16 protein-coding genes are annotated in these 15,985 nt (G+C 41.1%); all 16 read left to right on the top strand.

Annotation, left to right across the window (positions count from 1 at the left end):
• Positions 1 to 210 precede the first annotated feature (210 nt).
• The 16 genes from B7E11_RS18015 (at position 211) to B7E11_RS18090 (ending at position 15,929) form a co-directional block, all read left to right on the top strand.
• Positions 211 to 876, top strand: a complete 666-nt coding sequence (locus B7E11_RS18015) for a hypothetical protein (RefSeq protein ID WP_080837077.1) — start codon at positions 211 to 213, stop codon at positions 874 to 876.
• A gap of 57 nt (positions 877 to 933) precedes the next feature.
• The gene (locus B7E11_RS18020; protein WP_080837079.1) at positions 934 to 1,527 is read left to right on the top strand and encodes a WG repeat-containing protein; all 594 of its coding nucleotides are present in this window, start codon (positions 934 to 936) and stop codon (positions 1,525 to 1,527) included.
• A 113-nt stretch (positions 1,528 to 1,640) separates the two neighbouring features.
• Positions 1,641 to 2,090 (top strand): hypothetical protein, encoded by a 450-nt coding sequence (locus B7E11_RS18025; protein WP_080837081.1) that lies wholly within the window; start codon positions 1,641 to 1,643, stop codon positions 2,088 to 2,090.
• A 17-nt stretch (positions 2,091 to 2,107) separates the two neighbouring features.
• Entirely contained in the window at positions 2,108 to 2,641 is a 534-nt protein-coding gene (locus B7E11_RS18030) for a hypothetical protein (protein ID WP_080837084.1), read from the top strand.
• Between the two features lie 4 nt (positions 2,642 to 2,645).
• On the top strand, positions 2,646 to 3,038 hold the full coding sequence (locus tag B7E11_RS18035; RefSeq protein WP_139787243.1) for a hypothetical protein: 393 nt from the start codon (positions 2,646 to 2,648) through the stop codon (positions 3,036 to 3,038).
• A gap of 104 nt (positions 3,039 to 3,142) precedes the next feature.
• On the top strand, positions 3,143 to 4,606 hold the full coding sequence (locus B7E11_RS18040) for a hypothetical protein (protein WP_080837087.1): 1,464 nt from the start codon (positions 3,143 to 3,145) through the stop codon (positions 4,604 to 4,606).
• A 283-nt stretch (positions 4,607 to 4,889) separates the two neighbouring features.
• A complete protein-coding gene (locus B7E11_RS18045; RefSeq protein WP_080837089.1) occupies positions 4,890 to 7,643 on the top strand; it encodes a type I restriction endonuclease subunit R in 2,754 nt (917 codons plus the stop codon).
• A gap of 29 nt (positions 7,644 to 7,672) precedes the next feature.
• Complete coding sequence (locus tag B7E11_RS18050) at positions 7,673 to 8,347, top strand: restriction endonuclease subunit S domain-containing protein (protein ID WP_080837091.1); 675 nt, start codon at positions 7,673 to 7,675, stop codon at positions 8,345 to 8,347.
• Positions 8,344 to 9,897, top strand: a complete 1,554-nt coding sequence (locus B7E11_RS18055; protein ID WP_080837093.1) for a type I restriction-modification system subunit M — start codon at positions 8,344 to 8,346, stop codon at positions 9,895 to 9,897. Before B7E11_RS18050 ends, B7E11_RS18055 begins: the two co-directional genes overlap by 4 nt.
• A gap of 3 nt (positions 9,898 to 9,900) precedes the next feature.
• Positions 9,901 to 11,094: a restriction endonuclease subunit S gene (locus B7E11_RS18060; RefSeq protein ID WP_139787244.1), complete on the top strand. Its 1,194-nt coding sequence runs from the start codon at positions 9,901 to 9,903 to the stop codon at positions 11,092 to 11,094.
• 177 nt (positions 11,095 to 11,271) lie between these two features.
• Positions 11,272 to 11,877, top strand: coding sequence for a hypothetical protein (locus B7E11_RS18065; RefSeq protein ID WP_080837098.1), 606 nt, complete (start codon positions 11,272 to 11,274; stop codon positions 11,875 to 11,877).
• Between the two features lie 131 nt (positions 11,878 to 12,008).
• Complete coding sequence (locus tag B7E11_RS18070) at positions 12,009 to 13,307, top strand: hypothetical protein (protein ID WP_080837099.1); 1,299 nt, start codon at positions 12,009 to 12,011, stop codon at positions 13,305 to 13,307.
• Complete coding sequence (locus B7E11_RS18075; protein ID WP_080837103.1) at positions 13,304 to 14,602, top strand: hypothetical protein; 1,299 nt, start codon at positions 13,304 to 13,306, stop codon at positions 14,600 to 14,602. Before B7E11_RS18070 ends, B7E11_RS18075 begins: the two co-directional genes overlap by 4 nt.
• Before the next feature lie 108 nt (positions 14,603 to 14,710).
• Complete coding sequence (locus tag B7E11_RS18080; protein ID WP_080837105.1) at positions 14,711 to 15,070, top strand: hypothetical protein; 360 nt, start codon at positions 14,711 to 14,713, stop codon at positions 15,068 to 15,070.
• 153 nt (positions 15,071 to 15,223) lie between these two features.
• Positions 15,224 to 15,592, top strand: coding sequence for a hypothetical protein (locus B7E11_RS18085; RefSeq protein WP_080837107.1), 369 nt, complete (start codon positions 15,224 to 15,226; stop codon positions 15,590 to 15,592).
• 16 nt (positions 15,593 to 15,608) lie between these two features.
• Positions 15,609 to 15,929, top strand: coding sequence for a hypothetical protein (locus B7E11_RS18090; protein WP_080837109.1), 321 nt, complete (start codon positions 15,609 to 15,611; stop codon positions 15,927 to 15,929).
• Positions 15,930 to 15,985: the final 56 nt, after the last annotated feature.

Raw genomic sequence — 15,985 nt, forward strand, 5'->3', positions numbered from 1 at the left:
TAACTGATTGGTGTTTTTAATGCAAGTAGCCTTAGTTTCGGCGTGTAACCTTGGAGGAGAAGCGGTGGAAAGTATACAAATTCAATCTAAGAATTGAGATGGTGTCCAAGCGGCACCATCTTTTGTTTTTCTTATAGGGGTATTGATAGGAGATGTACTTTAAATCGGCACATAAGGAAATGAGTGAATGTTTCAGGATCTCTTCAGTGATTGGATTTGAGAGATTTTTTGTTTGTTGAAGGAGTTGAAATCCACTTACGGACAATTTTTAAGAGGTATAGCAATATAAGTAGATTCAGCAATCATTTAATTGGAGGTTATGACAATGCTAAAGATTCAGGTAACAAATGGCAAGGCAATAACATTATCGACTTATTCGAGCATGTGCCGCCCGGATCAATGGCACTGGACATGGTATCGACGGACGGAGGCATCAATTGGAGACCTGCCGTTTTTATTAAGACCGACAGAACTATGCGTGATTGCTTTGGTTCTAAGCCGCAGATCAACATTCGAGTTGCCGCTTTTGCTCTTAACGATGTGTATCTCTTTGTCCTGATGGTGAAAGTCGGAGGCAATTGGTATTTCGAGTCGTGGTTGAATTACCATGCAGATGGGGGTATCGGTCGCTCTTTCTTTGAAGGTCTTGCAAGCCACCTGTACATCCCAGTAGTTTTCCTCGATGAAGGAACTGCCATCGCATCTGCCTATGAAGTCAAGAATTCCGTTCGATACAAGTTCAAAAATTACCTGAAAGTTCTGCCCGACATCGAGCCTTGGTCGATGGATACGTTTGACGAAGCGAAAACTATCTTCATGGAACTCCTTCCCAATCTTTGTGAAATGTGGAGGTTATGTGAGGAGCAGCTCCTTTGAAGTTTGAAAGCCGCATTACTTTATAGAGCCGTTAATAGCTGAAGGAGGAAGATTTATTTGAACAATCCCAAGTATCCCGTACAAACGTCCGTCAAGTTTAAGCCAAGCATAACGGTCATTAAGCAACTCCGGATCAACAAGTATGGATTTGGTCAAGATTTCTACGGACTAATCGATGATCAAGGAAATGAGATCATCCCCTGCGAGTGCCAGTACTTCATTCCAATCGAACACGGTCTGATCCGCACTGAAAACAAGGAAGGTCTAGTCGGCATCCTCGACCAAGCCGGTAATTTCGTCGTTCCCTTCTCTCGGGGGTATCAATCGGTAAGCGGTTTCCATGAAGGTTTTGCTTTGGTTAGAGACGCAAACCTTCCCACAGGATACGGCTACATTGATCTGAACGGAGATGAAGTCATCCCACTCCAGTACGCCAACGCGGGTTACTTTCATAATGGCTTAGCGGCTGTACAGAATTTCGATGGCAAGTGGGGGGGGGGGTTCATCGACTTGAAGGGCAAGCTGATCATCCCCTCTCAATTTGACGAGATCATCAGGGACTTCGAGAACGGTTTTGCCATCGTTCGTAATAAGGACAACCGCTGGAGTGTTAACAAAGATGGAACTGAGATACCTATCGATGATGGTTAGCATTAAGCAAGGCACAATTGCACCATTTTTCAGTTCGGGGCATTGACTCACTTTTGCAGAATGTGTTAAAATGACACCATAAGTGAAAACGACATTGATATGAGGTGTTAAAGATGGATGAAAAAACTCGACTGAACTTGTCTCTATCCCAGGACATTGATGATGCACTGACTAACCTTGCCGACAAGACGAAAATGAGTAAGAATTCCCTAATCAACTTGGCTTTATCGAAGCTCTTAGTTGAATTTGGGGTAATCGACCTGCATAAAGAAACACAGGAAAAGACGGAGATATTAAAGAGTACTGATTATTGCGATCTCTTGAAGCAGGGACGGCTGGAGCTTGGTGAATTCATTTGCACCATCGAACGGATAACTGTAAAGACAAGTGGTGAAGATGAGATTCGCTTCGCCTACTACAAGAAGAACAAAAATGATAACGAACGATTGATCTTAAGACCGCTTGATATTAATGAGAACGAACTCCTGATGCTGTTTGCTGATGCTGTCAGTAAAAATGTTTTCACGTCAGATTTCCAACGCAAGTTGAAAGCCATTTTGTAGATCGGAGGTGATTGAAGATGAGCAAGAAGATATTTAAGGATAAATTTCGTACTGGAACTAATATGGTCAATATTGGCTGGCAAAGCAATGTTGAGAAAGAGTTAGGTATTGAGGGATTGAAGCAATTCGGATACATCTCGGGGTATAAAGATGCAGCGGACGATCTTGTTGATAAGGTTTTAGGGATCAGTTTAGCCGATGCTTATGTGTTCCCTATTGTATTTCTTTATCGTCAGTATTTAGAGCTTGTTCTGAAAAATCTTTATGTGAAGATTTATGATAAAAGCACCAAGATGGATCACGATTTATCGAAGATATGGGAAAAGGTGAGAAAGAAAATCAAGGATGAAACTACAAAAGAGGGTCGTGAGCTTATTGACTCTGTAATCGAAGAGTTTCAACAAGTCGACCCGAGATCATTCCACTTCCGTTATTTCTGGAGGCTTGATTATTCATCTACTCTGCCTGATGAAATGTCAGTCGATCTCGGATTATTGAAGGAACGTATCGATAAAGTGGATACAATTCTTTATGGCAGTTATGGGGGTTAATATTGTGAGTATATGGAAAGAACACGACATTGAAACCAAAATTGTAGATATTCTTTCTGAAATAACTTATCAGAGTAAACCCGATCATCACTTTGGCATCCCATTTATAACGGCATATCAATTGGCTATCGAAGTAAAAAAGCGACATCCAGAAATCGTTAAAGACTTGGGGTATAAAGTCGGCGGTCAGGGAACTAATGAACAAAATTCACTGTCTCAATACCTCGCACAGCAACTATCCCAAAGAATTAAGTCAGGGGAGATCAGCAACATTGAGGGAGCGTTTCTTTCGAACCAAAACCTTGAGGAGATCGCATTCGATAACAATGGAGAAAGATTAGTGTCCTCCCTGACTGATTCTCAGTATGACCTGTCAATGTATCGGATCATCAAGTAACATTTATCAATTTGACCTAACTGACATTTGATCTTGCAGGAATTATGTCACTAATTGACGAACATATTAGAAAAGATTGTTGACTGTTACTGGGGGTCGGTTCGATGAAATTAAAGGTATATTTTTCTGACTTTTTTGAAATAAAACCAAGTGTCCTTGAGAATTATGGTGCATTTGATATTTCGCTTATTAATGATTTACCTTTATTCATTGACCCGTTTCTATTATTTAATAGTCCGAAGAAAGAATACCAGATGTTACATAACAATATTCTAAAGTATTTAAGATTTCTTAGGGATAAAGCACAGAGTGGAATGATTTCCGATGGGCTTTTACGGGCATGGTATATGTTTCCCGAGATTAAGCAGAACTGGTTTGGATTCTGTCGTAATGGAAATGGAGGAAGTGGCTTAGGTAGAGATTTTGCAGTTGCGCTCCATGAAAATCTAGGAAATCTATTTTCTGATTTCGGTAAAGAGAAGATTACACAGGGTAGTCATCTTGAAAAATTATGTATTATAAAGGAAAACGTAGGTCGCGATAATATTAGCGACTTTACCACGAGATTAATACATGAGTATCTTTTGGGGTATACTCAGGCTTTTGCTTTGAAGCATTTGAAACCGAAATTTACGAGAAGAGTCCATGTTCAGAACGTTAGGTTTAATTATGAGACTGAAACATGGGAGAGAGATTTTTTCACCTTACCTTATTTTAATAATGACTATGTGCTTCTAACCCCTGTCGACATACTAACTAAAGATGATACGTGGATCAATAAGTCTGATATTGTAAAAGACTTTACATTGATTCCAGAATGTATAGATAATGAGCAGCTTCGGGAACAAATAAATAATTATTTCTATATGATATTACCTAAGAAGCATTCTGCTAAAGACCGTAGCTATGCTGTTAGCAAAGTAATTGTTGAATATCCTGAGTTTATTGATTACTATATTAAATTCAAAGAACAACGCGGAGATGAGGCAGAGGCAAGTAGCCTCGAGAAAGTGAAAGAGTCGGCGACATTCTATGTTGAGCAGTTTAAGCAGTTAATACATTTATTAAATTCGGAGACTGATTTTTATCGAACATCAGGGAATACATTTGAAGAGTCCTTGCAAAGAGTAATCTATTTGAAAAATGTTATTGAGAATAATGATGGGTATAGGATATTTTATTCAAATGGTTTGCCAATTAAGAAAGAGGAAGACCTACAAATACTGTATAGATTAACTTGGTTTGCAACCGTCTCTGATGTAAATAGAGAAGTCAATAACGGAAGGGGTCCAGTTGATTTTAAGATTTCCCGAGGAAGCAAAGATAAGACCTTGGTTGAGTTCAAATTGGCAAGCAATTCTCAGTTAAGAAGAAACTTGAAGAACCAAGTTTCTATTTATGAAAAAGCAAACGAGACTGGCAAGTCGATTAAAGTGATTATATATTTCACCGAGCATGAGTTTAAGAAAGTTGATAGAATACTGAAAGAATTAGGGTTACATGGGTCAAAAAACATCGTCTTAATCGATGCTCGAAACGACAATAAACCGTCAGCATCTACTGCGTAAGAAGGCTAAGTAGAAAAAGAGGAACTCCCATGAAAGATAAGAGGTTTGTTGCATCCATTAATACTTGTAAATTGAAAATTGGGATCACCCAAACCGGCACTTATGCCGGTTTTTGTTGTAATAACTTGAAATGGTGATTAACCTTGCAGGGTATCAATTGAAGATGTTGTTTCGGTTGTTCTAGATCAATCTGGGTCTTTAGAAGGATAACGATAGAACATTGTAGAATAATATAAGAAACCAATGTATGAGGAGTATAAGTTATCTAAGGAGGTTCTGCATTTTGTCCTATCAATCGGAAGCCCAGCTAGAGAAAAATTTGATTGAGCAGCTTGTTCGTCAAGGCTACGAGCGAGTAACCATAAATGATTACGTTTCACTTCTCGAAAACTTCAGGCAGCAACTGAACAGATTTAACGAGAAGAAATTGAACGGTCAGCCACTGACCGATGCCGAGTTCAGCCGTTTCTTGACCCAGGTTGACGGTAAAAGCATTTTTGATTCCGCAAAGATTCTTAGAGATAAGCAAGTATTCCAACGTGATGATGGAACTGAGGTTTACCTCGAACTGATGAATACTCGTGATTGGTGCAGGAACATCTTTCAGGTCACCAATCAGACCACAGTCGAAGGGAAGTATAAGAACCGTTATGATGTAACAATCTTCATTAACGGTTTACCTGTGGTTCAAATCGAGTTAAAGCGCCGCGGCTTAGACTTCAAAGAGGCGTTCAACCAGATTCAACGGTATCGGAAACACTCCTTCAAGGGGTTATATCGCTATCTGCAGATGTTTGTCGTTAGTAATGGGGTTGATACGAAATATTTTGCCAACTCCGATGGCGACATTCTGTTTTCGCATACTTTCTTCTGGTCGGATGCAGAGAATAATCGCATCACCAATTTAAGCGATTTTGCCGCCAGCTTTTTAGAAAGATGCCACATGGCGAAGATGATTGCCCGATACATGGTAATTAATGAGACCGAGAAACTGTTGATGGTCATGCGACCATATCAGGTCTATGCTGTCGAAGCACTTATTAAGCGTGCCTTAGAAACCAAGAATAATGGTTACATCTGGCATACCACTGGTAGCGGTAAGACGTTGACATCATTTAAGGCGAGTCAAATCCTTGCCAATGAACCACACATTAAGAAAGTATTCTTTCTCGTTGACCGTAAGGATTTGGATAGCCAGACCTTGGCGGAGTTTAACAAGTTTGAACCCGATTCGGTGGACATGACGGATGATACGGAAAAACTGGTCGCACAAATTTCGGACTTAACCAAACCGTTGATCGTTACTACAATTCAAAAGATGGCGAACGCCATAAAAAATCCGCGATATGAGCAGATCATGAAGCCCTATCAGCAAGAGCGGGTCGTTTTCATCATTGATGAATGTCACCGGAGTCAATTTGGTAAGATGAAAAGACTCGTTGACAATCATTTTAAAGAGGCGCAGTATTTTGGCTTCACGGGGACACCTTTGTTCGAGGTAAATAAAAGTCAGGACGGTCGGGTAACTGCCGATATTTTTGAAAAATGTCTACATACGTATCTGATTAAAGATGCGATTCATGATGGTAATGTCTTGGGGTTTTCGGTGGATTACATTCAAACAGTTGAAGTCTCGATTGACGAGAAGGATCAGACCCGCGTAAAAGGCATTTTGACTGACGAAGTTTGGATGCATGATGATCGTATCCGAATGATTGCCGAGAATATTATCGCGCACCACGACCGTAAGTCCCGCAGTAAAGGCTACACCGGCTTGTTCACTGTAGACAGCATCCCGATGCTGATCAAGTATTACGACACCTTTAAATCGCTGTCGCACAATTTCAAGATTGCAGCTATCTTCACCTATGGGCAGAACGAGGATAGTGAGGGTGACGGACAAGATGAGCACTCGCGAGATAGCCTTGAACGTATCATTAAAGACTACAATGCCATGTTCGGCACCAATTTCTCTACGGATAAGTATCAGGGGTATTTTGCTGATGTCTCAAGACGGGTCAAGACCGCCCAAATCGATATTCTGTTGGTGGTTAATATCTTTTTGACAGGATTCGACAGCAAGACCTTGAACATCCTCTACATGGATCGCTTTTTGAAGTATCACAACTTGATTCAAGCCTTCTCTCGTACCAATCGGACAGAGAAAGCGACCAAGCCCTACGGAAATATCGTCTGTTTCCGTAACTTGAAGGAAGATACCGACGAAGCGATCAAGTTGTTCTCGAAGACGGACAATGTTGACGATGTCCTGATGAAAAGCTATGAAGAGTACCTTCAAATGTTTAGGGCAGCATTGGCGAAAGTAAAAGCCCTCGCCACTACGCCAGCGGCAGTAGACAGTCTGGAGCGGGAGGAAGAAAAACAGGAGTTTGTGGTCAGCTTCCGCGATCTTACTAAGTACCTGACTCGTCTCCAAACTTTCACCGAGTTTGAATTCGATCCAGCTCGATTAGGTATTCATGAGCAGGAGTACCAGGACTACAAAAGTAAGTACCTCCGTATCTACGAGGAAGTCAAGCGCGGCGGGGATAAGGAATCGATCTTGGCAAACGTTGACTTCCTGATTGAGTTGATGCATACCGATCGGATCAATGTCAGCTACATCATGAATCTGATCCGCAACATCGATTTCGACAATCAGGAAGAACGGGACAAGTCAATAAAGGACATTGAAGATGAGATTGATCGGGCGGACAATGAGCAGCTCCGTCTCAAGGCGAACTTACTGAAGGAGTTCTTGCGGAAGGTCGTACCGACCTTAACCAATGCTGATTCGGTAGACGATAACTATAATGCGTTTGAACAAGAAGAACGAATGAAGGAAATCGAGGCATTCGCTGGTGAAGTGGGGTTATCGCCCGAAGCGATCCAGAGCTTCGTGCAAGAATATGAATATGGTGGACTTGTTAACCAACAAGAAATAAGTGATGCCGTCAAGTTGCCTTTCCTTCAAAAACGAGCAATGATTCAACGGATCATTGAGTTCATCACCGAGCACACCAAACGCTTTTCGTAGTGCTATTTATAAAAATAGCAGGAAAAGGATTGCCTTTCCTGCTGTTTTTTATTATTATGGAGATGTTGGAATTAATGCTATTTAACGAAATAGCAAAGGGGAGGGCTGGTTTGTATTTAGAACAATGTGCATCGGTTGTGCAAGGAGCATTTTTAGCGCGTATCCAGACATCACCTTCAATGGATGCAGTTAAGCTTCCGGTCTACACGATGAAGGAAATGAATGAGTGGTTAAGTCCCGATCCCACATCATCAGAAAATCAGCAAGATGTTCATGTAGCTAAGGATCGCTTGGGGTCTTTACCGCTCGCCAAAGAGGGGTTGGTTTTAATTAGCTTGACTGGACAACGAGCAGTAGCATTGCAACAGGAGCATGTCGGCAAGCTAATCCCCTCTAACTTTGCCATCATCGAGCCTACAAGTGAATTACATCCTGACTATCTGGAATGGTTTATAAATGAACATCCAGATTGTCGCAAGCAATTGAAGATTGCCACTCAAGGTTCCAGTATCGCAGCTTTGTCGATTCAAATGCTTAGGACTTTGGAAATTATTTTGCCACCTATGGACGATCAAGTGAAGATTGGTAGCGTCCACAGGTTATTACATCGAAAAAATCGTCTACTTCAGGAGAGAATCGTATGGGAACAGCAGTATATCAAACAAATATTAATGGGGTATCTAAAGGAGGAGGTAAGCAAATGACAACGACTGAGTTACAGCGATATCAACAGGGCGAATTACATAAGAAGCTTTGGGACATGGCGAACGACCTCCGAGGTCAACTTGAAGCTTACGAATTTAAGGACTATATTCTCGGTTTGATCTTTTATCGTTTCTTGTCAGAGAAAACGGAGGATCGGGCTAACAAATTGCTCGAGGAAGATAACATTTCTTATAAAGATGCTTGGAAGGATCAAGCTTATCGTGAAGGATTAAAGGATCAACTTATTCGGGAGATTGGTTATGTTATCGAACCCGACTATCTGTTTTCAAGCATGATTGAGGAAATTGCTAAGGGAGAACAAGGTAAGTTCGATATTGAAATGTTACAGAAAGCAGTCACTGCTGTAACCGAATCAACCTTAGGAGCGGAAAGCCAGGAAGAATTCCGTAATCTGTTTGAAGATATGGACTTATCATCTTCAAAATTGGGTCGTGATGTGAAGTCTCGTTCCAAAGTTATTGCAAAAGTAATGGTTAATATCAATAGTATACCTTTCACACATGATGATGCGGATATTGATATTTTAGGGGATGCATATGAGTATTTAATTGGTCAGTTTGCAGCTCATGCGGGTAAAAAAGCTGGCGAATTCTACACCCCACCGCAAGTTTCAAAAATTATTGCCAAGATAGTGACGCTTGGTAAGAAGGACTTGAGGAATGTCTATGACCCAACTTGCGGTTCGGGATCATTGCTCTTGCGGGTTGCCAAGGAAGCCAAAGTTCGGAAGTTTTACGGGCAAGAGAAAACCTCCACTACGTACAACTTGGCACGTATGAACATGCTCCTGCATGATGTGTCTTATCATAACTTCGATATTCAGAATGCCGATAGTTTGGAAGATCCACGGCACATTGATATGCGCTTCGAAGCAGTAGTGGCAAATCCCCCCTACTCTGCAAAATGGAGTGCAGATGAAAAGTTTCTGCAAGACGAGCGCTTTAGTGCCTATGGTAAGTTGGCTCCTGCATCTAAAGCGGATTTTGCTTTTGTTCAACATATGATTCATCACCTTGATGATAACGGAACGATGGCAGTTGTTCTCCCCCACGGGGTATTGTTCCGCGGCGCGGCAGAAGGGGTTATCCGTAAGTACCTGATTGAAGAAAAGAACTACTTGGATGCGGTGATCGGCTTGCCAGCCAACATCTTCTTTGGAACAACAATCCCAACGTGCATACTTGTGTTCAAAAAGTGTCGAGAAGCGAATGACAATATTCTGTTCATCGATGCGTCCCATGATTTCGAGAGAGGAAAGAACCAAAATCGTCTTCGTGATGAAGATGTAGAGAAGATCGTTGAGACCTATAAGACTCGTCAGACCATCGAAAAGTATTCTTATGCCGCTAGTCTAGACGAAGTCAGATCAAATGACTTTAACCTAAACATTCCTCGTTATGTCGATACGTTTGAGGAAGAAGAAACGGTCGATATTCAAGCGGTTCAAGCTCGACTTAAGGAAATTGATGATGAGATTAACAAGATTGATTCAGAGCTTGTGAAGTATCTGAAGGAATTGGGGGTTTAGAAGTTGAATTCGCTCAAATATTGTCCCCCACTCAGATTTACAAGAGAAAATGGGGAAGTGTATCCTAATTGGGAAGAGAGACCCTTAAGTGAGTACTTGGTAGAGTATACAGAAAAGACACTGATAAAAAATCAGTATCCAGTCCTAACCTCTTCTAGAGCAGGCTTGGTATTACAAACTGAGCATTTTAATGGGCAAGTTACAACGGAGGATAATATAGGATACCATGTCATTCCATACGGGTATTTTACTTATCGCTCAAGAAGTGATGATGGTCGGTTTGTTTTTAATAGGAACACTTTGATCGATAAAGGGATTGTGAGTTATTTTTATCCAGTGTTTTATGTCAATGGAGCAGCTCCGTACTTTGTATGGATTTATTTAAATAATTTTCTCTCAAGGCAGATTGTAAGAGAAATTGTTGGAACATCACAGTTAGTCCTGTCTTTTAATAAGCTGAAGAATTTGACGATAAAAATACCTAGTTTACCAGAACAAGAGAAAATCTCTTCATTTTTCTCCCTTCTCGATCAGAAGATTGAGATGCAACAGAAGAAAATTGAGCAACTGGAGTTGTTCAAGAAGGGCATACTACAGAAGATTTTTTCGCAGGAACTCCGGTTCAAAGATGAGAATGGACAGGATTTTCCTGAATGGGACATTGAACTGTTCGAGCAAGTTGCCACAAACAGTTCAAAAAAGATCAATCCACAAAGCAAGTTGAACGTGCCGTGTATTGAATTAGAGAATATTGTTGGTGAAAGAGGTCAAATCAACGGATATTTCTTATCACACGAGCAACAAAGTACTAAGAATGAGTTTTCTAAAGGCTCTGTTTTGTTTGGAAAACTACGCCCGTACCTTAAGAAGTATTGGTATGCAACATTTGATGGGGTTTGCTCATCAGAAATTTGGGTTTTGACATCAACAAGTCCTAGAATTACTAATGAATTTTTGTATTTTATAATTCAAAGTGACACCTTTCAACAGGCAGCGAATATATCGTCAGGTTCCAAGATGCCGAGAACAGAATGGGATTCGGTTAGAAGTCTCGAGATCCCACTGCCTTCGCTTGAAGAACAGAATAAGATTGCTTCGTTTCTGTTTACCTTAGAAGAAAAAATCTCTAAGGAAGAATCGAAAGTCGAATTCCTCATACAGTTGAAAAATGGTTTGTTGCAGCAGATGTTCGTTTGATATCAGGAAACGGTATTGGTGGCAAGTCAAACGTTTTTAAAGATCGATCTCAATAGGGGTCGATCTTTTTTAACTATACTACGACTCACAACACTTCAGTCACAATCCCCAATTACTTACAGGGATTTTGCATCTCTTGTATAATGATTTTAATTTGATCATCGGGGGTTGTTATTCATGAGCCAGCCATATAACCGTGAAACCGAACTGAAAGAACGCTTCAACCGATTCATCGCGGACAAAATAACCGGCAGTAACGACGATTACTATTCCAGGCTATCAGTTGAGGATTTCGAGGACATCAAGACCACTCTGAAAGACATACATAACATCCTTACTTACAAGACAACGATCCGCTTCCTTGACTGGCTTAGCGACCGATTCCCTTCCGTTAAGGAGAAATATCAGGTTTACTTGGATCAGGTGCTTAACACCAAGCCAAGCAATAATGGCTATGATCTAATGGTCATCGGAGATATAAAGATCGTAGCCGAGATCAAATGTAATAAACCGATCAATAACGGCTACGTATTTGGTTCCAAACAGAAAACGGGTATCATTGATGATATCAAGGGGTTGCTTACAGGCAAAACCAAAGTGAAGTCGCTTGACCCGACCGAAGCTTATAAATTTTTGGTGATCTATGACTTTGGAGACCATACTTTATCCGCCACGCAGCACCTTATTAAGAATTTATCAGCTGATCTGATGGATAAGGTAACGATTTACGAGGAAGATCAGCCGCTAACGGTAAACAAGGTCTATATCGTATTCATTAAATGATGTTATTTATTATGCTCATGCAATGGGGTAACTCTCGAGCATGGGCTTCTCTGTTTCTAGGAGGTAAAAGAGGAAATAAGTCGGAAGGCGTCGAATTGATCTTGTAAAATATTAGTGGAGTGTGTTGAATCGTGGACAAGTTGACGAAGGGGACATGGATTGTAAATACAATCAAACATTTAGCGGAGATTAAGCAAAATACAACTGAGCTTACGTATTTTGAGGCTACTGAACAAGCGGGAAAAGCTGGTGCTTTGCTTGGTAGATTGGTCGCAGACAAGCAAGAAATTGTGCCCTACCAACATGCAAGAATTTTCGCACGCCAGTCAAGTATCTCGGGAGGCGAACTTACCACTTACTTGGATTACTTGCGGCAAGCAGGAAAAGTCGATTACATAGTCGATGAAATGGGAAAACCCAAAGAGATAGAGATATATTGCTTCTCGGGTAAAGAAGCTTTGGAAACCGTCTCCACAATATATGATAAGCTCGAGCCGCAGGTAGAGGAGCAAGCTAGTTTAATAGGGTTGAATCATACTTTTGAGTTACCTAGAGTCCCTGATGAACTTAAAGAGTATTTAACGAAGAATGGGGTTTCGGAAGAAAGTGCAGCCACAACAATTGAACTTCAGAAGACATTTGGTCTTGTGAAAGCGAGTGGCGAAGGCTCCGATCAAGTATTGTATAACGAATATTCCTTTAATGGAGATCCACAGCGAGTAGCAAAAGCTTTATCTGCTCTGGATAGTGACGAACGTGACATGGTAATGGAAGTCCAGCGATTAGTCTCGGAGACTCCAGGGTTCCTAATCGAAGATATACCATCAACGATTAAACCGCATATTGTCGAAATGATGGAAGGTGTAGGGTTGCTTGATGGGGTAACTGTTGAATCAGCAATTGGCGCGGCAACCTTCCTGACAACTCCGCAATTAAGAGGTCAAGGGGTTGGCAGCTTTTCGCTTTCCGAGGATGTGTTTCATAAAGCGAAAATTTTGTTGAGCTGTCTGAGATTCGGACAAACCAAGTCCTCGTTTGGAAGAGGAAGGATTTCAACTATAGAGAAGATGCTGAATATAGTAAACAAATTACTACGTGGAGAATGGGTTGGACCAGCAACTGCAATCGGTGAGGATTATGCGTTGTTGGAGATGGATGGGGTAATTCAAACGACCCCAGCAGAGCCATATGGATTCTATATGAAATTAAGACAGCGTGAGGTCGGGGAACTGGTTCGGCAAATGATAACTTACAACAAAGTTGCTTTGGAGGCAGAATCAAATATTGGTGATCTGCTTAAAGAACAACCAAGTAGATGCGTAATTCCAGAAACAAGAAAGAACCAGATCATTGCAAAGTCAACGGCTCCAGTTGAAGCATTGAGAAGTAAAATGCTTTCTACTTTAAGGACAGGAGGTGTTTATAGGTGACCAATGATGATAAATCGGCTAAGAAAGGTTTTGGTTTCGAGTATCAGGTTTCAAGTATGTTTCAATGCCAAGGTTATTTAACTAGGCGGGGGATTCCCCTTCAATACGGAATTTCAAATCATGACGCAACGGATATTGATGTCTTGGGTATAATTTTCACCAATCCTTTTCAGGGACACAGAATAATCTGTGATTGTAAGAATAAAGCCAGATCGAAGCCTTATGAGCGTATCTTTTGGGCAAAAGGTCTTGGTGAATTCGTAAAAGCGAATAATGTATTTGTTGCTTTAAATAAGACTCAATGGGAAATCATTCGTTTTGCATCCACTGGAGGCGTAAAGGTACTTACCAGTGATATTTTGGAGGAATATACTGACGAGAGACATGCATTCGGTCTAGCTGATTGTGACTTCTATAGTAGATATGAAAGTATTCTTCAAAAAGTAGCGAAATCCAATTCAACAATAAATAATATTCTGTCTAATACAAGGAAGCTTTATTTACATGAGAATCCTTACGTTGCTATTAATATTTGCTTGGAGTTTTTGAATACCGTTGCTCGAGGTCTTGATCATGCTGGTAACCACAATAAAGATCATCGAGATACTCTGAAATTTCTTGCGTGTGAGTTGACCGTCTTGGTAGGGCTTCAAATCCTTTGGATTTGTTCCGATGTATTGGGGTTGCCAGAAAAAGCTCGGCGTGATCATATTACATCTAAACTTACATATGGAGATTTAGACCCGAGAACCGCTAATGATTTAATTAGTACTGCGAGAGACTTAGCGAATGAAATTATCAGATCATCAGTGCCTAAATCAGTAGCACCTAAAAGTGTTGAGTTCGGTCCGATAGATCCTCCACCATATACAGCCAGTTTGATCGGCTTAATCGAAAGAGCATTAGCTCGTCCGAGTATATATCTAACGATGCCACAGCATCTTGACTTCCTTCTTTTCGAGCAAGGATTAAAAGGTAAGGAATATTCAGAAGAAGAATTGATGAAAGTATTCGGCTATGGTATATCTGATGAGAGATTTAAGGTCGCCCGAAACATTCTTTCTTTTGTTAGGGAATCCTGTGGTTTGGATTGGAAATCTATGTGGGGTAAAGGAGATAGTACGAAGCCAGAGCAGCCTAGTCTTTCTAAACCTAATGAAGCAGTTACTTCTACTAGTAATGAGAAGCCGCCTGTAACAAAGGATTTCGCTAGTTCAGAAAGTAAACCTCAACAAGTGACAATGGATGATGAAAGTGCAAGTCCGAATAAAGTAGATGATCAGAATAAGTCATAGGAAAATTTAAGAGGTCGACTTCTCATTTGGAGGTCGACCATTTTTCTTTTTGGAGCCGGATCGCCATCTGATTTACTAATGGTGTAATCAAAATCAGGAGGCGATGTTATGATTGCACTTTCAAATGAAGACATTTTATTTTTGGTAAACAAGTGGGTATCGGACTTGGCGAGGGAGAACTACATCAATCCAGTTTTCAACGGATATCACAACGGACAGTATGGCAGCTATACAAAGAGTTCTGGCTTCTACACAAGCATTCGTTTTGAAAAGGGTGACCTTGATGTTTGCATTGATCATCAAGATGAAGGTGATAAGTTTAATGTCACCATTCTAAATGATATTGATGGTGAGCAGTTGGCGTGGGTTAACCCGACCTCCCTTACGAAGTTGAATGAGCTTCTTGAAATGATGAAGCAACCGCCCGCCGCGCTGGTAAAGTACATCAAAGAGCAAGCATCTCGTTAATCCAATCGAAGCCGTTCTTTACCTAATCAGGGGTATCGAACGGCTTTTCTTTTGCCCTCCCCCTTCTCGCCTTCTCGATCATCCTTGAAGTTCCTTGCAATTTCCAAGCAATTACGGTAACTTACAAGCACAATTGCAAAGGAGGGGTTAAAATTGCACGAAAATGGTTTCCCAAAAGCCGGTCACGTATCTGCTCTGAATAGTCCTGATTCTTTGCCTTGGTCGCCATCCAAAGAAGCTCAAAATCCAGACGAATTGCCTTCATTAATCAGGCAGTCCCTTGAGGATAGTCGATATATTGAGCTTGATGCCCAGTCTACCGATGAATTTGTCCATCTGGATGGACATCAGTCGGAGATTATGAAGCAGTTAAAAGACAGCTTTACTGCATCCCAATTCGAGCAACTGGAGATCTGGCGCAAGGTGAATCAGGACAACATGTCTCGAAGGTATGAAGGGGTTTACTTAGCCGGAGCCAGGATCGGGATCAAGTTTGCCAAGCAATGCGAGAGCATTGGTTAAAAGGAGGGTATTCTTCTTGGAATGTCGCTATCGGAATGTAACTCAGAAGACCTTGACGGAGGACATCGGTTTACCTGCTTGTATTGGTTCGGCACTTTCAAATGAGATGAGGTTGATCGTTTTAGCCAATCGGGAAAAAGACGTACCTGAGGAAGATCGAAATCTTGAGCAGCAGCTTATAGCAGATCTGAAAAAATCCTTGTCTGATGACCAGCTTGAACTATTAACTGCCCTGCAGGAAGTGATGGACAGGAAGTCATTATTCGTTAAGGAGTTTATGTTTTTCAGTGGGGTCAAGCAAGGGATCAGCTTCTACAAAGCGTATCATTCTATTTAATTTCTCGATCTCCCGTTTGGGTGGCTATTGACGCAATATACGATAGCTCGGATTAA

The organism is Cohnella massiliensis (assembly GCF_900169535.1).
GTDB lineage: Bacteria > Bacillota > Bacilli > Paenibacillales > Paenibacillaceae > Cohnella > Cohnella algarum.